Raw genomic sequence first — 21,731 nt, 5'->3', positions numbered from 1 at the left:
TATGCGTATACGGCTGCGCAAGACATTGTTACTCCTGGTTACCTCTGCTTATTCGAAGTTAAAGCGGCACACTTGCGTGCCTTCGAAACATGAAAAAGGGACTGTATTCATGAGCCAGATAAAGATTATCGATGTCACGCTGCGAGACGGTGGATACCGCAATGATTTCAACTTCACCGTTGATTATGCCCAGTCTGCAATTTCTCAAATGGTCGAAGCCGGCATTCCGTACTGCGAAATCGGTTACCGCAACGGTTCGTTCGTACGCAAGCACGAGCATGGGCTCACCAGCGCTGTCGACGCCCAGTACCTGAGTGCGGTCCATGACGCCGCCGCGGGGCGGATCGACTTGTGCGTCATGGTGCATCCGCACAATGTCGATGCCAGCGACTTCCAGCTGCTTCAGGAATATGGCGTGTCGATGATCAGGGTTTGCCTGCGCCGCGACCGTCTGGACGACGGGTTGGCCACCGTGCGACTGGCCAAGGCTCATGGCTTCCAGGTAAGCGCCAATATCACCCATGTCACAACCCTGGGTCCTGGGGAAATTTCCGATATGAGCCTGCGCGCGGAAAACGCCGGGGCAGACCTGCTGGTGTTCGCGGACTCCAACGGCAACATGATACCTGCCGATGTAGACCGGCTGATCACTCGGATATCCAGCCGGGTCCTGATCCCCTTGGGCTTCCATGCCCACAACAACCTTTCCCTGGCGCTTTCCAATTCCATTGCCGCCATGGATGCCGGCGCCGAATACATCGATGCTTCAATCTGTGGCATGGGCAAGGGGGCGGGCAATCTGCACCTGGGTGTTTTTGTCGCCTACCTGCACCGTGCCGGCATTCGCAATGACTATGACCTGGTGAGTGCCCTGCATTTATCCCAGCTCACCGCCGACACCGTGCCCGCCAGCAGCCTGCCATTGTCGCTGACAGATGTCATGATGGGCACCTACAACATGCCCTTCGATGTTCAGCAACGCCTGGATGATGTGATAAAGGCGTACAGCCCCGCTTCAACTTTCCACGCTTTGCAGATATTGCACGAACAGGGTAGCCGCAAGCCGGAAAAGTCTATAAAGCCATTGCCGACGACTCTATCGCCCTCCCTGGCAAGCGGAGGTATCCGCTAATGAGCCGGCGACAACAAGTATGTGTATTGCCAGGTGACGGCATTGGCGTCGAAGTTACCGACGCGGTACTGCCGTTATTCGAAGCCCTTGGATTGCCCATCGATCTAAAGTTTGGGGATATCGGTTGGAGCTGTTGGCAGAAAGAAGGAAATTGCATTCCAGATAAAACCTGGGACTTGATCAATGAAAGTGACGCCACGTTATTAGGAGCGATTACCAGCAAGCCTCTTCGTGAAGCGGAAGCGGAACTTTCATCGATACTCAGGGGAACCGGGCGAGTCTATGTTTCTCCGGTTATCCAGCTTCGCCAAAAACTTGGACTGTTTGCCAATGTACGGCCTGTCACCGATGTACTGGGCAACAACCGCTATCGTTTTTCGGTGATTCGAGAGAATACCGAGGGCCTGTATGCTGGGCTGGATTTTGCCAGCATTCCGCAGGCGTTCGAACCGATACTGGCTGAGCGCGAACGCAATGGCGCGCCATGGTCGCGAGAGAGTTGCACCGATGCCACGATGACGGTGCGCCTGCAAACCCGCGCAGGACTACTGCGCCTGTTCCGCTTTGCCTTCGAGTACGCACGCCAGCAGGGCCACGAGCGCGTCACGCTGGCGGACAAACCCAACGTCCTGCGGTACAGCGGCGCGTTTGCCCGAGAGATCCTGGAGTCGGTTGCCGCGGACTTTCCCGACATCCAGTTCAACATCGATAACGTCGACGCCGTTGCGTTGTGGATGGTCCGACGGCCCGAGCGCTTCGGGGTGATCGTGGCGGAAAACATGTTTGGCGACATTCTTTCCGACCTCGGGGCCGGGGTCATGGGTGGCCTGGGCCTGGCGCCCAGCGCAAACATCGGGGCCCAGGGTGCCTACTTCGAACCGGTCCATGGCAGCGCGCCCGCCTACGCCGGCCAACGTCGGGCCAACCCGAGCGCAATGTTCCTGTCGGTCGCGCTGATGCTCGAGCACCTCGGACATCGGCACTCCGCCCAGGCGATTCGCAACGCCGTCTCCCAGGTCGCACGCAGTGATTGCCGCACCTACGACCTGGGCGGAACGGCCAATACCTTCGAAGTGGCGGCCGCCATCGTCAAGCAAGCTCTCGAATGGGTGGCGCGGCTTGACGGGCTGACATCCCGGCAGTCCGGAGACCAGGACAAGCACGGCCTGAAAAAAGGAGCCCATGCATGAACGCCATCATTTCTCCCGCTTTGCAAAACAACCATGCGCTGCTCAAGGCCTGCGAGGCGCTCGACACCGCCAGCCTGTCAGATGCACTCGACAGCCTGGGGCTGGCCGGGGGCCTGGCCGGCCTCAACAACCAGCAGGTGCCAGGGACCCGTTGTATCGGCTTCGCCTACACCGTGTTGTACGAGCCAGTCCAGGAACGGAACGGCTTCAGGTCCGCCGCCAATTACATCGATGAAGTGCCGCCCGACGCGGTCATCGTTTCCAGCAATCCCGGGCGCACGGACTGCACAACCTGGGGCGACATCCTGACCCATGTGGCGATAAGCCGAGGCATTCGAGGAACGCTGATCGACGGGGCCGCGCGGGATATCGATACGGTCCAGCGCCTGAACTACCCGTTATTCAGTCGAGCCCGCTTCATGCAATCGGCGAAAAACCGAGTGCAGCTCAAGGCAACCCAGATACCCGTGCAGATATCCGGGGTGACGATCAATCCGGGCGACGTGATGGTGTGCGATAGCAGCGGTTGCCTGGCAATTCCGGCAGACAAGGCCCAAGAGGTCATCCGGCGTGCCCAGGCTGTCGAGCAGACAGAGAAGGACATTATCCAGAGCGTGAGCAATGGCTACACCCTGGAACAGGCCCGCGCCCTGCACCGCTACGACCAGCCTTGGCTGTCATCCAAGGAAAAGCAGGCGAACGCTTGATTTCGACTTATTTCCCCATTCGAAAGAGTATTCAAGACATGACCACTGCAAACGTGTCCATTCGCAAGCCTAATCCGGTTCGCGACAGCCAGAACAAAATCAAACTCGGCGTGTTCGGTTTCAACATCGAAGGCGGTTGCACACTGACCACCGTTCCAGAGCGCCACAGGGCAGCCGATTGGCAAAGCAACCTGGCGATCGCCACACTGGCCGATCGCGCAGGCCTTGAGCTTTTGCTACCCGTGGGCCGCTGGCGAGGCTGGGAAGGCGCCAGCAATCCGATGGGCGTTTCCTACGAAACCTACACCTGGGCAGCAGGCCTGGCATCGGTCACCGAGCAGATCGCGCTGTTCACTACATCACACTTGTCCACCGTCCACCCATTGTTTGCCGCCAAGCAGGCGGCGACCATCGATCACATCAGCGGCGGTCGCTTCGGGTTGAACATGATCTGCGGTTGGTTCGGCCAGGAAATGGGCATGTTCAATGGTCACCAGCGTGACCACGATAAACGCTACGACCATGCCGATGAGTGGATAGCGATCGCTAAAAAAGCGTGGGAGGCCAACGGGTACTTTGACTACGAGGGCGAGTTCTTCAACGTCAAGCAAGGCTACGCGGAGCCCAAGCCGATCAACCGGCCGTTTCTGATGAACGCTGGTGGCTCCCCAAGGGGCCGGCAATTCTGCGCCCAACATTGCGATGCCGCGTTCCTGATCCTCAAGCATGAAGATGACGATGACACCATCCGCGCGCAGATCAAGGCCTATCGCGACCTGGCACGCCTGGAACATGGCCGGGAACTGCAGATCTGGGTCTACGCCTACGTCGTCCACGAAGACACACTGGACCAGGCGCACCAGCAACTCGACTACTACGTGACCCAGCACGGGGACGACGCGGCGCTGGATAACGTAACCCGCGAGATCGGCGTACAAAGCGGCATGTTCAAGGACGCCGCCGATGCCGAGCGTTTTCGCTTCCATTTCAAGGCCGGTTTTGCCGGCGTGCCGTTGGTGGGCACCGCCCAGATGATCGTCGACCAGATGCAGCGCTGGTCCGACCTGGGGGTGGACGGCATCAACTTGACCTGGCTGGACTACCAGAGCGGGCTTCAGCGCTTCGTCAAGGAGGTATTGCCCTTGATGGAGCAAGCCGGCCAACGCGCGCCGCACAAGCCGGGCAGGATCATGGAGGCCGTGGCATGAGCAGATATTCCCAGGCCCGCAGTGCTACGGGCAATGTCACGGTCCTGCCGATCACCACGGACGTGGTTTCTGGCGAACTGGCGGATCAGTTCAAGCACGCCATGCGCAGGTTGACATCGAGCGTGGCGATCATTGCCAGCCGCGACGGCGATGCCCCGGTGGGCATGGTCGCGACCGCTGTGATCTCAGTCAGCACCAGCCCCCCTGCTCTGCTGATATGCATCAACCGCTCAGCCAGCCTCCACAGCCCGCTCATGCTATCCGGGCGCTTTAGCGTCAACCTGTTGAGCGCGACCCATAGCGACCTGGTGCCGGTGTTCGCCGGCCAGGTCAAAGGGCCCGAACGTTTCGCCCATGGTCAATGGGAAGACATTCAGGGCCTGCCCTGCCTGGCGGATGCGCAATCGAGCCTTGTCTGCACCTTGGACAGTCACCTCAGCTACGGCACCCACGACGTGATCATCGGTCGCGTCGACGCAGTCCGGTTCGCCGACTGCATCAATCCACTGCTTTGGGAAAACGGCAGCCCGGCGATATCCGCCCGCCTGACGCAATGACCCGCCCCAATCCCAAGGAGAATGACTCATGACACAAATCGAACAATTCCAGGCACCGCAATCGGGCGAAGACCAGGCCATCTTCCTGGTGAACGTCGTCCATGTGAACCCGGGCCAGCAAGATGCCGCCCTCGCCGTCCTGCGCGAAACCGTCCAGTACGTGGCGCAAACCTACCCTGCCTTCCAGTGGAGCCGACTGTACAAGAGCCTCGATGGCAAAACGGTCATCAACCAGGCCCAATGGAGCAGTAAGGATGCCTTTGATTCGTTGTTTCAGGACGAGTCATTCATGTCACGTTATTCAGGGCTCAAGGACACCGGGACATGGGAGTTCCACCTTTACCAGGTGAGCGATTTCATTCCTCAGGCCCTGGCCGCGGCGCTCATCGCTGAATAAATCCCAAAGCCAGAACGGGCAGGCCGAAACGGCCTGCCCGCACGAGAACAGGAGTATCGATATGGCTGAGCTAAACACGCGCCTTACACAGGCCTTCAATATTTCCCACCCGATCGTCCTCGCGCCCATGGGGGGAGCCTCTGGGGCCAGGCTGGCCACTGCGGTATCCCAGGCCGGAGGGCTGGGCCTGGTCGGCGCCAGCTATGGCGAGGAGCGGTGGATGCGCACCGAGCTGGCGCCCATGCGGGACCTGAAGCAACCATGGGGCGTTGGCCTGGTGATGTTCACCGTAGCCCGAAACATGGCGCTGCTGGACCTGGCACTGGAATACGGACCAGACGCCGTCGCATTGTCGTTTGGCGATCCTGCCGCATTCGTGCCGATCATCCATCGGGCCGGCGCGAAAGCCATCGTACAGATTCATGAGCTTGACCAGGCCACTGCGGCCCTGGACGCCGGGGCTGATGCCTTGATCGTCCAAGGTGCCGAAGCCGGCGGGCACAGCTTGCGCCGGGGCCTGATGCCATTGTTGCCTGCGGTGCAGGATCGGGTCGGGGACAAAATCCCGCTGATTGCGGCCGGCGGCATCGCAGACGGGCGTGGCGTGGCAGCGGCGCTGATGCTGGGTGCCGATGGGGTCATGCTGGGCACACGCTTGCTCGCGACCGAGGAGGCCCTGCCTTCGGCCGCGTTCAAGAAGCGCCTGATCGAATCCAGCACGTCGGACACCGTGCGCACCCGGATCTTCGATCTGGTGCGTGGCATCGAATGGCCTGAGCACTACAGCGGCCGGGCCATTGCCAACCGCTTCTCGCAAGCTTGGCTGGGGCGCGACGAGGCATTGCGAGAGGCGCCGGATTCGATTCGCCAGGACTACGCCAGGGCGGTGCTCGCTGATGATCTCGACAACCGGGCGATCTGGGCAGGTGAAGTATTGGACCTGGTAGGCGACATCAAGCCCGCCCGCCAGATCGTCCATGACCTGTTAAGCGAAACCACGCGCATCTTGCGCAACAGCCAGCAACTGCTGGCTCTCGGCAAAATCGCCTGATCATCCGGAGAAGGATTATGCAAACGTCCAATGCAGTCAGCCGCCGTTGGGGCAACGGCAATCAACTGGCAGTGGTCATGTCGCCGGTCATGCCCGTATGGGATGAAGGGCAGTTCTTCCAACCCATGATCGCACCACTGGTAAAAGCGGGTTACCGGATAGTGGTCTTCGACACGCTATCGCTGCTGGGCGACGAAAACGAATCGCTTGAAGAGTTTTCACAGCGCTGGCGCCAAGAGTTGTCGGCGTTGGGCCAGATCGATCTGCTGGTGGGATCGGCCTTGGGTGGCGCGGTCGTCCAGGCGCTACTCGGCACCAGCCTCGCCCCGCACATCAGCAAAGTGCTATTGCTGTCCTCCCCTGCCTTCGCCGATGGAATCCTCGACGGTCGACTGGGGAAGATGGCTGACCTGGCCCTGCTCGGCGATCTCGAACAAGCGCTCCAGCTACTCGACCAGCTTGTACAACCGGCGACCCGGATACGTCCCAGCGGGCCAATCGCCATCGACCAGGCCAGCGCCGCACGCCAGGCCAGGCGCCTGCACCTGGGTTTCCGGCTGCTTAATCGCCTCGACCTGCGACAAGCGAGCCACGGTTTTTCCGGCGCACTGCTGGCGGTTTATGGCGAACAGTCGCAGCTGGTGCGGGGTATAAACGTGCATGTCAACGATCAGGCCCGCCACTGCCGGTTATCCATTCCCGATGGCGGCATGCGTCCATTGCTCGACGCGCCGGCATTGGTCATGCGCACCGTGCGCGATCACCTGGGCATCAACCTGGAGGTGGCCGCATGAGCCGCCCGCTGGGTTTGTTCGAGGCTGACTTCATCGATGTGCATTATCACGCCGGTCCCGACGCGTACCTGCGGCGCCATGGCGTGATGGAGGCCGGTCGGCATTACCGCTCGTTGAACGGCTGGGTGGTGCTGAAGAACCACCTTGGCTGCAGCGCGTCCCAAGCCTGGGAGGCCAGGCAGGAAGGGCTTCCGGTTTCAGGCTCGGTGGTTCTCAATGAAATCGCCGGCGGTATCGATTTCAGGGTGGTGCAGCGTTCGCTGTGCCACCACGGGGACAGCGAAGCCCGGCTGATCGTGCACCTTCCCACCGTCACAGGTCGCTCCCACCAGTCCCGCCTCAAACGCAACAGTAGTCATTGGATTCTGGATAAATACCCCATCCGGCCGCTCACCGTCAGTCAGGAGGGGAAACTCAATGCGCAAACCCTGGATGTGCTGCGGATGGCCCGGGACTATCCGATCGTCATTTCCACCGGTCATGCCGACGCCCGGGAAGTACGTCTTTTGGTAGACGCGGCGGTGCGGTTGGATGTGCCCAGGCTTATGCTCAACCAGCCGGCCAATCCCTTGACCGGGTTGGACGCCACCGCTCTGCTGGAGCTGGCTCAAGCGCCCATGGTCTACACCGAACAAACCGCCCTGACCTATCTGCTCGGCTACCAGCCCTGGGGAGACTTCAGCAAGGTCCTGTGCGAAGTCCCCAGGGCGCTCTACAGTTCCGACCTGGGCCAGACCTCTCAGCCTGATATCGAACAATGGCAGGTAGACAGCTTGCTGTGGTTTGAAAAAATGGGGTTAGGCACTGAGCGAGCGCAGCAGGTCAGCAAAGGGCACGCGCAGGCACTGTTGCAGCTGGCGTTGTAGTGCGCAAGGCGCGCGCTTTGTTCGCCAGTAGGTCGGCGCGTCGCTCAGCGCTGAAGCAAACCTTCAGCGCCTCGTTGCATCGGCCCGATGCCAAGTCGCTTTCGCCCAACATCCGGGCGGTGCGCTTACCCATTGAGCAGGCGGCCACCGTCAACGACGATTTCAGAACCCACGGTCCAGCGCGACTCGTCGGACGCCAGATACAGCACCGCTTTGGCAACCTCCTCGGCCGTACCGAAGCGGCCAAGCGGAATGCTTGCCGTGATCTCCTTGTTGACTTGCTCGCGATACGCATCCGCAACCCCGAGCTTATCGTACAGGGGGGTGTCGATCGGTCCGGGGCTGACGGCGTTGACACGGATACCGCGTCCCAGCAGTTCAGTCGAAAGTGTCTTCGACATGTTCAACAATGCAGCCTTCGTGGCGGCATACACGGACGAGCGGGCCGCGCCCACATGTGCGCTGATGGAGGTGTTGAGTACGATGCAAGCAGGATTCGCAAAGGCCGGCAGCAACGCCTGCATCAGGAAGTAAGGGCCTTTGACATTGATGTCGAAAGAGCGCTCGAACATCTCTGGTGTCCACTGCTCGATGGGCAGCCAGACAGATATCCCGGCATTGAGGAAAGCAACATCCAACTGGCCGTAGTGGTCCTTGACGGCTTGTGCCAGTTCCTGTTGCGCGGCGACACTGGCCGAGTCGGCCCGTAGTACCAGGACTTCGGATCCCAGTTCAGCCTGAGCTTTGACGATCGAATCGGGATTGACGCCCGTGACGATGACCCGGGCGCCTTCGGCCAGAAACTGCTTTGCGGTTTCCAGGCCGATGCCACTGGTGCCGCCAGTGATGAGAGTACGTTTACCTTGCAAGCGCGACATTTGGTTTCTCCTGGGAATAGCGACCCACACGGTCGGGATGGAGAATGTGCGCTCATGCCAACAAATAGATAAGATCCAGCTTTTGAATATGATTCATGCAGAAATTACATGAATCCAGGGAGTGGTATGGATCGGTTTCTCTTGATGTCATGCTTCGCACGCGCCGTGGAAACCGGAAGCTTTTCCGCTGCGGGCCGCGACCTGGGACTGGGGCAACCCAATGTCAGTCGCTACGTGGCGGCGCTGGAAGAGCATTTGCAGACGCGTCTGCTTCACCGCTCGACGCGAAAGCTGTCTTTGACGCCGGAGGGTGAACGCTACTATGCGGACGTGCGGCGAATCCTCGATGCGGTGGATGAATCCGAGTCGTCCTTGCGAAACATCATCGAGCCGTCGGGACTCTTGCGTGTAGCCTGCCCGACAGCGCTTGCACACGCGTTCGTGCTGCCGCACGTACCGGCGTTTCTGGAGCGTTACCCCCAACTGACCCTGGATCTTCAGCTCAACGATCGCTACGTGGATCTGGTCAATGAAGGAACCGAACTTGCCATTCGCATCGGACACCTGGAAGACAGCGCCCTGCGCGCCCGGCGTCTTGGATGGTACGACCGCGTCTTCGTGGCCAGCAAGGACTACCTGGGCAAACGCGGAGTCCCGCTGACACCGGATGACCTGCGCGACCACGACTGCGTCATCTACACCCTGCTGGCGTCCGGGGCGACCTGGCGCTTGCGTGACGCTGAAATTGCGGTTTCCGGCAGGTTCCGGGTCAACTCGCCCGACGCCGTGAGTGCTGCGGTCACGGCAGGCTTGGGGGTGGGACATGGGCCCGCGTGGCTGTTTGAGGAAGGCTTGAGCAGTGGTCGATTGCAACTCATCCTGGCGGACCACGTCGCTCCGCCCGTCCCGGTGCAGATCGTCTATGTCGCCAACAGACTGCTCCCCACGCGGGCAATCGTGTTCATGGACTTCATGGCTGAGGTGTTCTCGAGAACTGCGGCCCTGAACGGCAATATTCCTTTTCCGGTGCCGTGAAAGGACATGGTGACTGGATTCAGAGGTCTGGATCACGGTCTGCTCCAGATCGGCCGTCTCGTCGGTTGGCCCTCATTTGAACCGTTTCGGCTCCGGCAATGAGCAAGGTTCATCGCACATCGCAGCTACCACGACGTCAGGCGTATCTGCTGCCGCAGAACTTATTCCTTGATGGCCAATAGCTATCTGCCGATAATCCCCTCCCTTCAAAAAAGCACATAAGGATTTGCTGTGAAGAAGCTCTATCTGGCTCTACCAATCTGCGCTCTGTTGCTCCAGGGCTGTGGTGTCACCATGACCCGCTATGAACCCGATTTCCAGAACGTTCAGCAGCTCAAGAAAAACGAACCCATGCAGCCTCTGCGCGAAGCACAGGTAAATGCCGATTCCGGCCAAGGGTCGCTGATGGTGCGCATGAACCCGATTTCCTCCCCCGCAGGCAGCGTTCCATTGCATATCCAGGCCGCGATCAACGATGAGCTTCGCCAGGCGGGTCTGTTGGACCCACGTGCTGACCGGCAGCTGCAGGTTCAGCTGGTCAAGAGTCAGCTGACCGCAGGCATGGGCACTGGGCACGGGCAACTGGCGGCACGCTTCACGCTGCGTAAAGGTGATCAGGTGTTGTACGAGTCCACCAAGGACGTGCAACGTGAATGGGACAGTAGTTTCATTGGCGCAATCGCCATTCCGGCAGCCGCGAACAATTACAACCCGATGGTGCACGATCTTCTCAAGAGCCTGTACAGCGACCCACAGTTCACTCAAGCGTTGAAGTAATAAAGAAAAGAGCCGCGATTGCGGCTCTTTTTTTCATCAGTGTCAGCCCCTTGGAATGCGGGTGTCGACAGCGGAGTATTTCATGCGGTTGGTGTCGACCCAGTTCTTCAACAGCGCATTGACCTGCCGGTTGAAGGTATCGGTGACCGCAGCCTTGGGCGTGTTGCCTGCCAGCGGCAGGAACCAGATGCCGATCCAGGTATTGATCGCATCATGATTGCTGGACTTGGCCAGGGGCTGTCCTTGATCGTCCAGGGTTTCAAGGCTCATGGTGTACTGGTCGGTTCCTACCGCGGGTATCACACCCAGTGTGAAACCACTGATGAACGCCAATACCAGCTGTCCGCCGCCTGGCGCATGGTTATAGACCTTCAGTCGAAGGCTGTAGTCGCCTGGTTGCTTCTGGAACTCGTCGAAGACCACCCGCCCGAAGAGCCCCGATTCATCGAAGGTTCGTTTCAGCTCGGGCTTGAGCATGTCACGCGCCTGTGGCACCTCGGTGGCCTTGGCATTGCCAGGTTCGCCTTGATAGAAATCGAAGTCGACATAAACGTTTGGCTTGTTCGAGTAGCTGGCCATTGAAGGCAGGTTCACGGGTGCGACTTCATCTTTGGTGAAACTGGCGCATCCACTGAGGCTCAGGGCCAAGGCGAGGCCTATGGCTTTTGCAAATTGCATATCAACTTCCTTGCGTGAATTTCTACATGCCGCTCACTGAGAGGGGCACGAATTCTAGCCGGATCCAGCTGAAATCAAAAGGCCATCATCTCTAGGCTCTCTCCCCTCGCCTGGGCTTTACCTCGCGACCCGCGCCGCGTACAAGCCGGCCGCAATGACCATGCAGCCTCCTGTCACCGTCCAGATATCGGGAAGCTCGCCAAAGAACAACAATCCAATGAGCGTAGCGAACACCAGCAGCGTGTAATTGAAAGGCTGCAAAGTAGAAGCCGTCGCATAGCGCAGGGCCTGGAACAGTAGCAGCTGGGCCACGACGCCGGTGATCGAAAGGACGCCCAGCAATGCCCATTGCAACGGATTTGGCGCGACCCAGCCGGGAAATCCCACCAGCGTGATGGCGGCCGCTCCCACCAACCCCATATAGAGCATGTTGGTGGCGAAGGCGTCGCCCTGGCTGATTCTTCGCGTCAGGACGTTGAAAACAGCGAAGCACAGCGCTGCAATCAGGGGAATAAGCGCCGCCAGCTCGAATACCCCGCTACCCGGGCGCAGGATGACCAGGGTGCCGGCAAAGCCTACCGCTGCCGCCAGCCATCGGCGGATTCCGACGAATTCCTTCAGGAAAATGCCGGCCAAAGCCAACGTCATCAACGGGAATACCGCAAAGAGTGCGTGGGTTTGCGCCAGTCCCAGATAACGCAGGCCGATGCCGAACAAGGCGATCTCGCCAATGCCGATCAGCGCGCGGATGACCTGCAGATAAGGGTGACGGGTTCTGGACGCGGCGCGCAAACCACCCTTGCAAAGGCTGTAGACGATGGCGAACGCGAGGAAGGCCCAATACCTGACCATCACCAGTTGGGTGACCGGAAGGTCCCTCACCATGACCTTGGTGATCGCGTCCTGGAACGCGAATATCATCATCGACAGCAGGCACAGGACAATCCCCAGCTGCGGGCGAGGCACCTGCTGCGCCAAGGGTATGCGTTCCATTGGGTCACTCATGAGAATCCATCGGCGTCAGCAGGTCATCAGCACACTGCCCCTTAGCTGGGCGCCTCGATATTCCAGAAACGACCTGTGGCTGGTCGAGGACGTCTGAGGTAGGACGGTAGCGTCCGGCTACGGTGCGCGAACGCTGCTTGCAGGCAAACATGAACTTTCGCCTGTCATTGCTGGAGGCGTTTGCTCAAGGCATACGCACCCGATGCGATCGGGATCAGATTTTTTTCAGTAGCCCGGTTCGTTGTATGTGCGATAGCCATAATTTAGGGTGATAGCCATCAAAAAGAGCGACTGCTTTTTCACCTCCGGCCAGATCTGCTGCTCCTATCGCTGCCCCCGCTATGGCACCTGGTGGTCCAGCCAGGAACAAACCGGCAACCGTACCGACGCCGGTGGACATCCCGAACCTGACCCAATTCGTCCATGACTTTTTGGACGGCAGCCGCTTTTCAGCCGAATCATAGGCTGCACGTACATCAAGATCGGCTTTCAGATTTCTTGCCAGCCAAGACTTCAGGTCGTGGGCTTCATCACTCAAGATGATGTCCACGATGTCTTTGATTTCCTCTTCTCGCCTGAGTGAACTTGAAGCGAGCTTTTCAAACGTTGGAAGATTCTGAACCTTATGAAGTTGCTCGATTACACCCTTTGCCGCGAAATGGTCAGCTTCTGGGGAGGCGCCTTTCAATCGTTTGATGGGGTAGCACAATTCCAATAACTGAGGTAACTCCAGATCCATTTCCATGGAGGGGACCCCGGCCAGCATCAGGTCATTCATTCTGGCGACCCCGGTTATTGCACCACTCAGATAGTACCGCGCGCTGGGAAAGAGAAACTCATAACCTGGACGCCCTGCGTAATAAGCGAAGGCATCTTCAATGACATCCCTGGCTGGCAACCAGGTCGAGTAGTTGAATCCAATCGGGTCAACGAACGTGTCTTCTATGTCCTTGAACAGCGCATCGCGATCACTGCCATGCTTATGCATGTCCCTGTCGCGGACACTGGCGAAAAATCGATCGCGATCATACGTTTGCGGCTCGACGCCGTTTGCATGACTTAACGAGTAGGACGGGCAAAAACGAATACGTTTTTTCTGTATCAGCAGATGGAGGGGGCCCGTATCAAAAGCTGCCTCCAGTCGGTTCAATACCGCAGCGTCGAGTGGAATCACGACTTCGTCATGAACGAGCAGACAATCCGCCAGGTAGCCAACATGATCTGAAACTGAAAAACACAGGTCAGCTGCGATACCTATGCGCTCAGGTAGCTGGAATTCAGTGGCGGATGCATTTTGATTCATTTGGCTTCCTTGCTCGAATTGGCTCTTGAAAACGTCCAGCGTAGCTCGATTGACCCTCAGACAACGCCATCACTTTACCATCATTTTTTCCATGGCAAGAACCAGCGTCGTAGTGATCGCCACCCAGATATCCGCTGGCAAGGCGTGCAGGCCTACGATCTTTTTTCGGGCCAGGAGGAGCAATACTGGCGGGCTATACGTAGCGGAGCCACGGTAGGCCATGCAAATCAAAGGTCCAGGGTGCCCTTGATCAAGGCACTGAGCACCCCTGCCACATCGGCGTCCTGCTCGTTCAACAGACACAGCGGAATACCTTGCAAGGCAGCCTGCGAACCCGCCGATCCCGCCCCTGTCAGGGCCAGTGGACAGGCGATTTCCATCTGCAACGAACGCAGCCGCTTGGCCAGGATCGGGCTCACTGGTGCCTGTACCGCAATCACCAGCGCAGCAGGCTGGATCGCCGCGCAGAGCAAGGGGAGCTCCTCCAGTGGTTGCCCACAGCCGAGCACTTCGATGCGTTGTTGCCTACCGCTCAACAGCACACCGGCGCACAGCAGTTGCAACTCGGCATGCCCTTCGGTGCCCGCCAGCAGTACGCGCGGGGCTTCGACCTGGTTCATCTGCAAGCGCAGCATGAGGCGAGCGCGCAGGAAGGTATCGAGCAGCAGCCATTGACTGCACTCGCCAAACGCGCTGCCTGATGACAGCTCGTGCCAGGCCGGCATCAACACTTCACGCAATGCCGTTGCCCTGGGCAGGAGCGTGAACAGTTGCTGATAAGTCTCTTCCAGCGCTTGGATATCGAATGCCTTCGTGGCGCGTAATACGGCGGCGCGCCAATCCTGGATGGCATTGAGTTGCCGAGGGGGCTCATCGCGTTCGCCCTGGAGCATTTCGCCGACCTTGCTGATGGGCAGGCCATCGGAAGTCCAGCGCAGGATATCGCGTATCCGTTGGACATCGTCGGGCGTGTACAGCCGATGCCCACCGTCGGTGCGTTGCGGGCGAATCAGCCCATGGCGCCGCTCCCAGGCACGCAGCGTCACCGGATTGATGCCGGTCAGGCTGACCACATCCCGCATGGGCAGCAGATCGGGTGAAGGGGTTTGAGTCATAGTGGTTTTCCGAAGGGTGGCACATTCTAAACCCATAGATACCTTTTGCGGCGAGCCTGCGTAGGTCATCATGTAGCGAACCGCCTCGGCGCTTCGCATAGCGCCGCATAATCCTGTAGGTGACCCCCATGATCGACGCCAAACTCCTGCAATTGATGGTCGAGCACTCCAACGATGGCATCGTCGTCGCCGAGCAGGAGGGCCACGAGAGCATCCTCATCTACACCAACCCTGCCTTCGAGCGCCTCACCGGTTATAGCGCCGACGACATCCTCTATCAGGATTGCCGTTTTCTCCAGGGCCAGGATCATGACCAGGCGGGCATCGCGACCATCCGCCAGGCGATTCGCGAACGCCGGCCCTGCCGCCAGGTGCTGCGTAACTACCGCAAGGATGGCAGCCTGTTCTGGAACGAACTGTCCATCACGCCCGTGCACAATGAGGCGGATCAGTTGACCTATTACATCGGCATCCAGCGTGACGTCACCGCGCAGATATCGGCCGAAGAGAAGGTCCGCGAACTGGAGGCAGAAGTCGCTGAATTGCGCCGCCAACTGGACGCAGTCAAACGCTGACTCAAAATAACTGTACAAAGCCATTGACTTGTACAGATTTAGCCTTAGGCTTCAGCAATACTTGTACAGATATTCTTTCTTGTACAAGATTGCCCGGAGCCACCCATGTCAGCCTATCTGCAGCAATTCGCCGAGCGCTTCGCCAGCCTCGATGGGGATAACCTCGACACGCTGGAAAAGCTGTACAGTGAAGATGTCGTCTTCTGCGACCCTCTGCACCATATTCGCGGATTGCAGGACCTGCGGGCCTATTTCGCCCAGTTGTACGCCAACGCAGAGGATATCCGCTACCTCATCAGCGGCACGGACGAAGTGCAGCCCGGGCAGGGTTACCTGCGCTGGACCCTGCAGTTCCGCCATTCACGCCTGGCCCATGGACAACAGATCACCTTGCAGGGATGCAGTCACTTGCAGTGGCATGACCGTGTCCACTTCCACCAGGATTATTTCGACGCTGGCGCCCTGCTTTACGAACACATTCCCGTCATGGGCGGCGCAATCCGCTGGCTCAAAGGCAGGCTGGCATGAGCCGCTGTTGGCTGACCGGCGCCAGCAGCGGTATCGGTGCCGCCCTGGCGCAAAGCCTGCTGGAGCAAGGTCATCAGGTCGCACTGGGTGGTCGCTGCGCCGATCGCCTTGCTCCTTTGGCTGAACGCTTTCCGGGGCAGGTATTGCTGGCCATCGGCGATCTGGACGACCCGCAGCAGGTTGCCGGAATCGCCGCCCGGATCGAGCAGGCCTGGGGGGCGCTGGACATGGCGGTCCTCAACGCTGGCACCTGCGAGTACCTGGAGCCGGGCCAGTTCGACCCGGCCGTGGTCGAGCGTGTGTTGCGCACCAATCTGCTGGGCGTCAGCTACTGTCTGGCGGCGGCCCTCCCCTTGCTTCGCGCCGGCCAACGCCCCCACCTGGTGGTGATGGGCAGCTCCGTGACCTGGCTGGCCTTGCCCCGGGCCGGTGCCTATGGGGCCTCCAAGGCCGCGGTGCGCTATCTGGTGGAGTCACAGCGCATCGACCTGGCCCGCGAGGGCATCGACGTCACCCTGGTCAGCCCCGGCTTCGTCGACACGCCGCTGACGCGCCGCAACGACTTCCCCATGCCCCTGCTGTGGTCGGCGCAGCGTGCCGCCACACACATCGCCCGGCGTCTGCCCAGACGCCCGTTGGAGATCAATTTCCCCGGCATTTTCACCCTGGTGCTGCGCCTGCTCGGGGCGCTGCCCGCGCGCCTGCGTCTGGCTCTCGGTCAACGCCTGGCCCGTCATGAACAGGAATAACGATCAATGCGCATAGCGATTATTGGCAGTGGCATCGCGGGCCTGACCTGTGCCCACTTGCTGTCACGCAAACACGAGGTGACGGTGTTCGAGGCCGCCGAATGGATCGGCGGCCACACCCATACCGTCGATGTAATCTGGCGTGGTCAGCCCTATGCCATAGATACCGGCTTCATCGTATTCAACGACTGGACCTATCCGAACTTCATCCGTTTGCTCGATCAGCTCGAGGTGACCTCACAGCCGACCGAGATGAGCTTCTCTGTCCATGATCCGCTCACAGGCCTGGAATACAACGGCCACGACCTGAACACCCTGTTCGCCCAACGGCGCAATCTCGTATCCCCGGGGTTCTGGAGGATGCTGCGCGATATCCTGCGCTTCAACCGCCAGGCCCTGGCCGACCTGGACAGTCAGCGTATCGATACCGACACCACCCTGGGTGCGTACCTGCAGGCCCAAGGATACGGGCACCGCTTCATCGACCATTACATCGTGCCGATGGGGTCGGCCATCTGGTCCATGTCTCGGGCTGACATGCTCGGCTTCCCCTTGCAGTTCTTCGTGCGTTTCTGTCGCAACCACGGTTTGCTGTCGGTGAATGATCGTCCGCAATGGCGGGTTATCCAGGGCGGATCGCGTAGCTATGTAGCCCCGCTGTGCCGGCCGTTTGCCGAACGGATCCGCCTCGGTTGCAAAGTCCTGCGCGTCAGCCGTGACGAAGGAGGCGTCACTCTTGTCAGCGCCGCCGGCACCGAACGCTTCGACAACGTGGTGTTCGCCTGCCATAGCGACCAGGCCCTGGCGCTGCTGGAAGCGCCCAGCCTGCAAGAACGAGCCGTGCTGGGCGCCATCGGCTATGCCGACAACGATGTAGTGCTGCACACCGATACCCGCCTGCTGCCAAGCCGAAGCCGGGCCTGGGCCAGCTGGAACTACCGCCTCGGCGGCACCGAGCAGGCTCCGGCCGCAGTGACCTACAACATGAACATCCTGCAAGGCCTCCAGGCGCCGGAGACCTTCTGCGTGAGCCTCAACCAGACGGCGCTCGTGGATCCAGCGAAAATCATCGCCCGCTTCCAGTACGCCCATCCGCAGTACAGCCTGGCGGCCTCCGCCGCACAGGCGCGCCAGGCGGAGCTGCAGGGCCAGCAGTTCACTTATTACTGTGGCGCCTACTGGGGCAACGGTTTTCACGAAGACGGCGTGGTCAGTGCTCTGAAGGTGGCTGAGCACTTCGGAGAATCATTGTGAACAGCAGCCTTTGCCTGGGCTGGATCAGCCATCGGCGCCTGTCGCCGCGACGCCATGCTTTTCGCTACCGGACCGGCATGTTTTACCTGGACCTGGACGAGCAAACCTGGCTGCTGGGCCTGTCTCGGTGGCTGGGGCGTCGGCGCCTGGCGCCCCTGAGCTGGCGCGAGACCGACTACCTGCCGGCGCTGACCCGCCAGGGTGAATCGCTGGCCCAGGCTGCCCGCCTGCTGGTCGGTCAGGCCACGGGACAGATGCCCGAGGGCCCGGTCCGCTTGCTCACCCAACTGCGTTGCTGGGGGCTGTCGTTCAACCCGGTGAGTTTCTATTTTTGCCATGACCGGGACGGGCATCTGACGGCGATCCTGCTGGAAGTGCGCAACACCCCCTGGCATGAACGTTTTCACTATGTACTGCCGGTGCAAGACGCTCATGCGAAGTCATTCGCCATGGCCAAGGCTTTCCATGTGTCGCCGTTCATGCCGTTGGACATGGAGTATCGCCTGCGATTCGTCCTGGACGAGGAGCGCGTCCGCATCCACATGGAGAACTGGCAAGGCGCCGACAAGGTCTTCGAGGCCGACCTCGCCTTGCACCGCCAACCGCTGGAGCGAAAGGCACTGCATCGATACATCCTGGCCTTCCCCTGGATGAGCCTGCGCACCGTCTCGGCCATCTACTGGCAAGCCCTGCGCCTGTTGTTCAAACGTACCCCTATCCATGACCACACGACCCGCCGGGGCAACCTGGCGCTCGGCCAACCTTGCGAGAATCCCGATCATGTCGAATCCTACCCTGAGCGTTAGCAAGTCCGCGGGCCTGGCGCCTCTGCTCGGCGGCCTCGCGCGAACCGCTGTGCTCGCCCAACTGGGCAAACTGCGCCACGGCCATCTGCGCCTGCTCAGCCACGGACAGCAGTGGAATTTTGGCGATGCCGACAGCGCTTTGCAGGCCGAAGTGGAGGTCCTGGATGACACCGCCTGGAGCATGATCGCCGGCAATGGCTCGATCGGTGCCGGCGAGGCCTACATCCATGGCTACTGGCGCAGCCCGGACCTGGCACGGGTGACCCGCCTGTTCGTCGCCAACCTGGACGTGCTCGATGCCCTGGAAGGTGGCCTGGCACGCTTCGGCCGTCCGGCCCTGCGTTTGCTGCACCGGTTGAACCGCAACAGCAAGCGCGGTTCACGACGCAATATCCTGGCCCACTACGACCTGGGCAACGCCCTGTTCGAACGGCTGCTGGATCCGACCATGATGTATTCGGCCGCCCAGTTCGAACACCCCGGGCAGCCCCTGGAACAGGCCCAGTTGAACAAACTGGAGCGCATCTGCCAGAAACTCGAATTACACCCCGGCGATCATCTGCTGGAAATCGGGTGTGGTTGGGGCAGCCTGGCGATCCACGCCGCCACCCGCCATGGCTGCCGGGTCACCACCACGACGCTTTCCGAGGCGCAGTACGCTCATACCCTGCAGCGTGTTCAGGCGTTGGGGTTGGAGGCGCGGGTGACGGTGCTGCGTGAAGATTATCGTGACCTTGAAGGAACCTTCGACAAACTCGTCTCGATCGAAATGATCGAGGCTGTCGGGCACCGCTATCTGCCGGTGTATTTCCGCCAGTGTGCGGCACTGCTCAAGCCCGATGGACTCATGCTGTTGCAAGCCATCACCATCCGCGACCAGCGCTACGCCCAGGCAAGGCGCTCGGTGGATTTCATCCAGCGCTACATTTTCCCTGGCGGCGCCCTGCCCTCGCTGAGCGTGATGCTGGACACCGCCAGCCGGCACACCCCGCTCAACCTCGTGCACCTGGAGGACTTCGGCCTGGACTACGCCCGCACCCTGGAACATTGGCGCGATAACCTGCGCCATGCCCGTGCCGAGCTGACCACGCTGGGCTACGACGATACATTCCAGCGCCTGTGGGAGTTCTACCTGTGTTATTGCCAGGGCGGCTTCGAGGAGCGTGCCATCGGTGTGGCACAACTGTTGTGGGCGGCGCCCCAGGCACGGCGCGCGCCAATGTCCGGGCCAGCCTGATGCCCGGATACTGGCTGATCGGCAACGCCCTTTGGCTGCAGGCCGGCTGGTGGATCTGCGTCCTGGGCGCGCAGCGCCCCTGGCTGTTGCTCCTGGTACCCCTCGGCCTGGCAGTGCACCTGTGGCTTTGCCCGGACTTGGCTGCCGAGGCCAAGGCACTGTTGCGCGTCGCACTGGCCGGCTGCGTGCTCGACAGCGTGCTGGGGGCACTGGGTGTGTTCAGCTTCGACGCCAGGCCGCTGCCCTTGTGGCTGGGGTTGCTGTGGCTGGTGCTGGCCAGCGGCTTGCGTCACAGCCTGGCCTGGGCAGGCCGACCCATCTGGCGCGGCGCACTGCTGGGTGCCCTTGGGGGGCCATTGGCGTATCTGGGCGGCGCCAGGCTGGCGAATGTGGACCTGCCCCTGGGAACCGTGGAAACAGCGCTGCTGTTATCCGCGGTGTGGGCATTGGTCTTTATGCTGCTGGTGCGCATCGCGGCGTGGCGCTGAGCCCCAGCATCCACCGGTTACCACTGGGTCGTCAGCGACACCGGTACCCGCAGCGGTGCAACGGGGCCATCACGCAGGCCGCACATCTCGTCATGCACCACTTGCTGCACCAGCATGCACGGCACCGCAGGCATGTCCGCCAGTAACTGGCGCAGCTCGGTGGTGGAGCGCAATCGAAGGGGTTGCCCCTGCGCATCGCTCAGGGTGATCGGCCCCGTGCCAGTAAGGGCCCGCAGGATGTAGAAACCTCCTTCCAGCGACAGCAGTTCAAGCTCTTGGACTTCCCCGGCAGTGACTCGCTCGGCGAGATTGTTCAGGTTCATGGTGTGCCCTCCGGCAGGCGGCGGAAGAACAAGGTGATCTGACCGATCTCCACGCCCAGTTTGCTCATGCTCGAGCGATTGATCAGGGTGTCCTCATCCATCAGGTACATCCAGTCATCCAGATCCACCTGCCAGTGTTCTCCGTCCACCGGCAGGTCCAATCGGTAACGCCAACGCAGGGCATTGCCGGCTACTTCGCCGCGGGCCTGGCCAATCACATCCCCCGCCGTGCCGCTCCACCGGCCCGGGCCATCCGGCACCAGCGTCCAGGTGCGTTGCTGACGCGTGCCGTCGCTGTAGAGGAAATGTTCGTCGAGGATCAGCTGCTCGCCTTCCCGACGGCTGTCGATACGCACATGAAAGCGCTTGACCACCTCCCCGGAGCGCTTCTGGAACATGCCCCAGGCCTGCACCGGTCGAGAAAAGAAAGCCGCCAGGTCCAGACGTGGCTGCTCCCCGGCGTAATGCTCGACCCCGACATTGCCGCAACTGCCCAGAAACAGGCAGGCTACCAGCACAAGCGCTTTGTACATGTTCATGTTCCTCAGTCGTTGTCAGCCAGGCCAAGCAGGCGTTGACGCAGTTGTGGGTCTCGGGCCTGGGGATCCAGCCAGATGGAAAAGAACGCCCGGGCGAAAACCGGGTCGGCAATTTCCCGACTGAGCTTGCCGTCGACATAGAAGCGGCAGCCCTCTCCTGGCAGATACAGTCCCGTGATCCGCATGCCGGGGCGAACGTCCACGAACGCCGCTTCCATGGCTTCAGTCCAGGTCGTGATGTCTTGCGGGAGCACGCTACCGGAACCCAGGCGGCGCATCTCCTCGAGGCTGGCCTGCACCAGCGTGTCCCGGGACATGGATCGGTGGTAAAGCAGTTCCAGGGCGAAAGGCTGGTTCCAGTCATGTACAAGACCGACAGTCCACAACCGTGCGGTATAGAGGCGCAGGCCAAACCAGGTGAAATCACCGCCTCCCAGCCGTTGCGCCGTGGGCAATGTCGTGCGCCAGTCCGCTGCCGCCGACGACATCACCGTCAACAGCAAGCAGAGGCAGGCCCAACGAGCCGGATTTGCCATGAG

General features: G+C 60.6%; 26 protein-coding genes. 18 read left to right on the top strand and 8 right to left on the bottom strand.

Features of this window, described 5'->3' with window-relative positions:
- The first annotated feature begins 1 nt into the window (after position 1).
- The 9 genes from BW992_RS20240 to BW992_RS20200 all read left to right on the top strand — a co-directional run bounded on the left by BW992_RS20240 (position 2) and on the right by BW992_RS20200 (position 7,902).
- Complete coding sequence (locus tag BW992_RS20240; RefSeq protein ID WP_231991073.1) at positions 2-1,132, top strand: aldolase catalytic domain-containing protein; 1,131 nt, start codon at positions 2-4, stop codon at positions 1,130-1,132.
- Positions 1,132-2,322 carry an isocitrate/isopropylmalate dehydrogenase family protein gene (locus BW992_RS20235; RefSeq protein WP_076406982.1) on the top strand — a complete coding sequence of 397 codons (1,191 nt, stop codon included), beginning with the start codon at positions 1,132-1,134 and terminating at the stop codon, positions 2,320-2,322. The genes BW992_RS20240 and BW992_RS20235 overlap by 1 nt, the downstream gene beginning before the upstream one ends.
- Positions 2,319-3,029 carry an RraA family protein gene (locus tag BW992_RS20230; RefSeq protein WP_076406981.1) on the top strand — a complete coding sequence of 237 codons (711 nt, stop codon included), beginning with the start codon at positions 2,319-2,321 and terminating at the stop codon, positions 3,027-3,029. Before BW992_RS20235 ends, BW992_RS20230 begins: the two co-directional genes overlap by 4 nt.
- Before the next feature lie 38 nt (positions 3,030-3,067).
- Positions 3,068-4,237: an LLM class flavin-dependent oxidoreductase gene (locus BW992_RS20225; RefSeq protein ID WP_072398342.1), complete on the top strand. Its 1,170-nt coding sequence runs from the start codon at positions 3,068-3,070 to the stop codon at positions 4,235-4,237.
- Entirely contained in the window at positions 4,234-4,794 is a 561-nt protein-coding gene (locus tag BW992_RS20220) for a flavin reductase family protein (RefSeq protein WP_083714595.1), read from the top strand. Before BW992_RS20225 ends, BW992_RS20220 begins: the two co-directional genes overlap by 4 nt.
- A 28-nt stretch (positions 4,795-4,822) precedes the next feature.
- Entirely contained in the window at positions 4,823-5,191 is a 369-nt protein-coding gene (locus tag BW992_RS20215) for an antibiotic biosynthesis monooxygenase family protein (protein ID WP_072398343.1), read from the top strand.
- A gap of 61 nt (positions 5,192-5,252) precedes the next feature.
- Complete coding sequence (locus BW992_RS20210; RefSeq protein ID WP_072398344.1) at positions 5,253-6,242, top strand: NAD(P)H-dependent flavin oxidoreductase; 990 nt, start codon at positions 5,253-5,255, stop codon at positions 6,240-6,242.
- A 17-nt stretch (positions 6,243-6,259) separates the two neighbouring features.
- Positions 6,260-7,036 (top strand): alpha/beta hydrolase, encoded by a 777-nt coding sequence (locus BW992_RS20205; protein WP_072431230.1) that lies wholly within the window; start codon positions 6,260-6,262, stop codon positions 7,034-7,036.
- Positions 7,033-7,902: a DUF6282 family protein gene (locus BW992_RS20200; protein WP_072398346.1), complete on the top strand. Its 870-nt coding sequence runs from the start codon at positions 7,033-7,035 to the stop codon at positions 7,900-7,902. Before BW992_RS20205 ends, BW992_RS20200 begins: the two co-directional genes overlap by 4 nt.
- A 125-nt stretch (positions 7,903-8,027) precedes the next feature.
- On the opposite strand, the gene BW992_RS20195 is transcribed toward BW992_RS20200, so the two are convergent.
- Entirely contained in the window at positions 8,028-8,780 is a 753-nt protein-coding gene (locus BW992_RS20195; protein ID WP_072431229.1) for an SDR family oxidoreductase, read from the bottom strand.
- A 126-nt stretch (positions 8,781-8,906) separates the two neighbouring features.
- Between BW992_RS20195 and BW992_RS20190 the strand changes: the two genes are divergently transcribed.
- The gene (locus BW992_RS20190; RefSeq protein ID WP_072431228.1) at positions 8,907-9,815 is read left to right on the top strand and encodes a LysR family transcriptional regulator; all 909 of its coding nucleotides are present in this window, start codon (positions 8,907-8,909) and stop codon (positions 9,813-9,815) included.
- A 231-nt stretch (positions 9,816-10,046) separates the two neighbouring features.
- Positions 10,047-10,592: a hypothetical protein gene (locus BW992_RS20185; RefSeq protein WP_072431227.1), complete on the top strand. Its 546-nt coding sequence runs from the start codon at positions 10,047-10,049 to the stop codon at positions 10,590-10,592.
- A 42-nt stretch (positions 10,593-10,634) separates the two neighbouring features.
- On the opposite strand, the gene BW992_RS20180 is transcribed toward BW992_RS20185, so the two are convergent.
- From BW992_RS20180 to BW992_RS20165, 4 genes are all read right to left on the bottom strand, one after another.
- Positions 10,635-11,270, bottom strand: a complete 636-nt coding sequence (locus BW992_RS20180; RefSeq protein WP_072398350.1) for a hypothetical protein — start codon at positions 11,268-11,270, stop codon at positions 10,635-10,637.
- Positions 11,271-11,387: 117 nt separating this feature from the next.
- Positions 11,388-12,275 (bottom strand): DMT family transporter, encoded by an 888-nt coding sequence (locus BW992_RS20175; protein ID WP_072398351.1) that lies wholly within the window; start codon positions 12,273-12,275, stop codon positions 11,388-11,390.
- A gap of 214 nt (positions 12,276-12,489) precedes the next feature.
- Entirely contained in the window at positions 12,490-13,578 is a 1,089-nt protein-coding gene (locus BW992_RS20170; protein ID WP_076406980.1) for a hypothetical protein, read from the bottom strand.
- Positions 13,579-13,805: 227 nt separating this feature from the next.
- Complete coding sequence (locus BW992_RS20165) at positions 13,806-14,693, bottom strand: MerR family transcriptional regulator (RefSeq protein WP_072431225.1); 888 nt, start codon at positions 14,691-14,693, stop codon at positions 13,806-13,808.
- A 128-nt stretch (positions 14,694-14,821) separates the two neighbouring features.
- Here BW992_RS20165 and BW992_RS20160 point away from each other — a divergent pair, with 128 nt between their 5' ends.
- The 7 genes from BW992_RS20160 (at position 14,822) to BW992_RS20130 (ending at position 20,330) form a co-directional block, all read left to right on the top strand.
- Positions 14,822-15,268 carry a PAS domain S-box protein gene (locus tag BW992_RS20160; RefSeq protein ID WP_072431224.1) on the top strand — a complete coding sequence of 149 codons (447 nt, stop codon included), beginning with the start codon at positions 14,822-14,824 and terminating at the stop codon, positions 15,266-15,268.
- Between the two features lie 105 nt (positions 15,269-15,373).
- Positions 15,374-15,796, top strand: coding sequence for a nuclear transport factor 2 family protein (locus BW992_RS20155; RefSeq protein ID WP_072398355.1), 423 nt, complete (start codon positions 15,374-15,376; stop codon positions 15,794-15,796).
- Complete coding sequence (locus BW992_RS20150) at positions 15,793-16,545, top strand: SDR family NAD(P)-dependent oxidoreductase (protein ID WP_076406979.1); 753 nt, start codon at positions 15,793-15,795, stop codon at positions 16,543-16,545. Before BW992_RS20155 ends, BW992_RS20150 begins: the two co-directional genes overlap by 4 nt.
- A gap of 6 nt (positions 16,546-16,551) precedes the next feature.
- Entirely contained in the window at positions 16,552-17,799 is a 1,248-nt protein-coding gene (locus BW992_RS20145; protein ID WP_072458933.1) for an NAD(P)/FAD-dependent oxidoreductase, read from the top strand.
- Positions 17,796-18,605 carry a DUF1365 domain-containing protein gene (locus tag BW992_RS20140; RefSeq protein WP_072431221.1) on the top strand — a complete coding sequence of 270 codons (810 nt, stop codon included), beginning with the start codon at positions 17,796-17,798 and terminating at the stop codon, positions 18,603-18,605. Before BW992_RS20145 ends, BW992_RS20140 begins: the two co-directional genes overlap by 4 nt.
- A complete protein-coding gene (locus tag BW992_RS20135) occupies positions 18,580-19,842 on the top strand; it encodes an SAM-dependent methyltransferase (protein WP_072431220.1) in 1,263 nt (420 codons plus the stop codon). Before BW992_RS20140 ends, BW992_RS20135 begins: the two co-directional genes overlap by 26 nt.
- Positions 19,842-20,330, top strand: a complete 489-nt coding sequence (locus BW992_RS20130; protein WP_076407364.1) for a DUF2878 domain-containing protein — start codon at positions 19,842-19,844, stop codon at positions 20,328-20,330. The genes BW992_RS20135 and BW992_RS20130 overlap by 1 nt, the downstream gene beginning before the upstream one ends.
- Positions 20,331-20,347: 17 nt before the next feature.
- Here the strand turns inward: BW992_RS20130 and BW992_RS20125 are convergent, their stop codons facing one another.
- The 3 genes from BW992_RS20125 to BW992_RS20115 are packed head-to-tail and all read right to left on the bottom strand — an operon-like array spanning position 20,348 to position 21,728.
- The gene (locus BW992_RS20125; RefSeq protein ID WP_072398360.1) at positions 20,348-20,653 is read right to left on the bottom strand and encodes a DUF6482 family protein; all 306 of its coding nucleotides are present in this window, start codon (positions 20,651-20,653) and stop codon (positions 20,348-20,350) included.
- Positions 20,650-21,186, bottom strand: coding sequence for a DUF3833 domain-containing protein (locus BW992_RS20120; protein WP_072398361.1), 537 nt, complete (start codon positions 21,184-21,186; stop codon positions 20,650-20,652). The genes BW992_RS20125 and BW992_RS20120 overlap by 4 nt, the downstream gene beginning before the upstream one ends.
- 11 nt (positions 21,187-21,197) lie before the next feature.
- Positions 21,198-21,728, bottom strand: coding sequence for a chalcone isomerase family protein (locus tag BW992_RS20115; RefSeq protein ID WP_072398362.1), 531 nt, complete (start codon positions 21,726-21,728; stop codon positions 21,198-21,200).
- Between the last annotated feature and the right edge of the window lie 3 nt (positions 21,729-21,731).

The sequence above is a fragment of the Pseudomonas sp. 7SR1 genome, from assembly GCF_900156465.1.
GTDB lineage: Bacteria > Pseudomonadota > Gammaproteobacteria > Pseudomonadales > Pseudomonadaceae > Aquipseudomonas.
This window is presented reverse-complemented; position numbering and strand designations above follow the sequence as displayed.

Coding starts and splice junctions, on each gene's coding strand:
- BW992_RS20240 (WP_231991073.1), top strand. CDS start 2: ATGCGTATACGGCTGCGCAAGACATTGTTACTCCTGGTTACCTCTGCT.
- BW992_RS20235 (WP_076406982.1), top strand. CDS start 1,132: ATGAGCCGGCGACAACAAGTATGTGTATTGCCAGGTGACGGCATTGGC.
- BW992_RS20230 (WP_076406981.1), top strand. CDS start 2,319: ATGAACGCCATCATTTCTCCCGCTTTGCAAAACAACCATGCGCTGCTC.
- BW992_RS20225 (WP_072398342.1), top strand. CDS start 3,068: ATGACCACTGCAAACGTGTCCATTCGCAAGCCTAATCCGGTTCGCGAC.
- BW992_RS20220 (WP_083714595.1), top strand. CDS start 4,234: ATGAGCAGATATTCCCAGGCCCGCAGTGCTACGGGCAATGTCACGGTC.
- BW992_RS20215 (WP_072398343.1), top strand. CDS start 4,823: ATGACACAAATCGAACAATTCCAGGCACCGCAATCGGGCGAAGACCAG.
- BW992_RS20210 (WP_072398344.1), top strand. CDS start 5,253: ATGGCTGAGCTAAACACGCGCCTTACACAGGCCTTCAATATTTCCCAC.
- BW992_RS20205 (WP_072431230.1), top strand. CDS start 6,260: ATGCAAACGTCCAATGCAGTCAGCCGCCGTTGGGGCAACGGCAATCAA.
- BW992_RS20200 (WP_072398346.1), top strand. CDS start 7,033: ATGAGCCGCCCGCTGGGTTTGTTCGAGGCTGACTTCATCGATGTGCAT.
- BW992_RS20195 (WP_072431229.1), bottom strand. CDS start 8,780: ATGTCGCGCTTGCAAGGTAAACGTACTCTCATCACTGGCGGCACCAGT.
- BW992_RS20190 (WP_072431228.1), top strand. CDS start 8,907: ATGGATCGGTTTCTCTTGATGTCATGCTTCGCACGCGCCGTGGAAACC.
- BW992_RS20180 (WP_072398350.1), bottom strand. CDS start 11,270: ATGCAATTTGCAAAAGCCATAGGCCTCGCCTTGGCCCTGAGCCTCAGT.
- BW992_RS20175 (WP_072398351.1), bottom strand. CDS start 12,275: ATGAGTGACCCAATGGAACGCATACCCTTGGCGCAGCAGGTGCCTCGC.
- BW992_RS20170 (WP_076406980.1), bottom strand. CDS start 13,578: ATGAATCAAAATGCATCCGCCACTGAATTCCAGCTACCTGAGCGCATA.
- BW992_RS20165 (WP_072431225.1), bottom strand. CDS start 14,693: ATGACTCAAACCCCTTCACCCGATCTGCTGCCCATGCGGGATGTGGTC.
- BW992_RS20160 (WP_072431224.1), top strand. CDS start 14,822: ATGATCGACGCCAAACTCCTGCAATTGATGGTCGAGCACTCCAACGAT.
- BW992_RS20155 (WP_072398355.1), top strand. CDS start 15,374: ATGTCAGCCTATCTGCAGCAATTCGCCGAGCGCTTCGCCAGCCTCGAT.
- BW992_RS20150 (WP_076406979.1), top strand. CDS start 15,793: ATGAGCCGCTGTTGGCTGACCGGCGCCAGCAGCGGTATCGGTGCCGCC.
- BW992_RS20145 (WP_072458933.1), top strand. CDS start 16,552: ATGCGCATAGCGATTATTGGCAGTGGCATCGCGGGCCTGACCTGTGCC.
- BW992_RS20135 (WP_072431220.1), top strand. CDS start 18,580: ATGTCGAATCCTACCCTGAGCGTTAGCAAGTCCGCGGGCCTGGCGCCT.
- BW992_RS20130 (WP_076407364.1), top strand. CDS start 19,842: ATGCCCGGATACTGGCTGATCGGCAACGCCCTTTGGCTGCAGGCCGGC.
- BW992_RS20125 (WP_072398360.1), bottom strand. CDS start 20,653: ATGAACCTGAACAATCTCGCCGAGCGAGTCACTGCCGGGGAAGTCCAA.
- BW992_RS20120 (WP_072398361.1), bottom strand. CDS start 21,186: ATGTACAAAGCGCTTGTGCTGGTAGCCTGCCTGTTTCTGGGCAGTTGC.
- BW992_RS20115 (WP_072398362.1), bottom strand. CDS start 21,728: ATGGCAAATCCGGCTCGTTGGGCCTGCCTCTGCTTGCTGTTGACGGTG.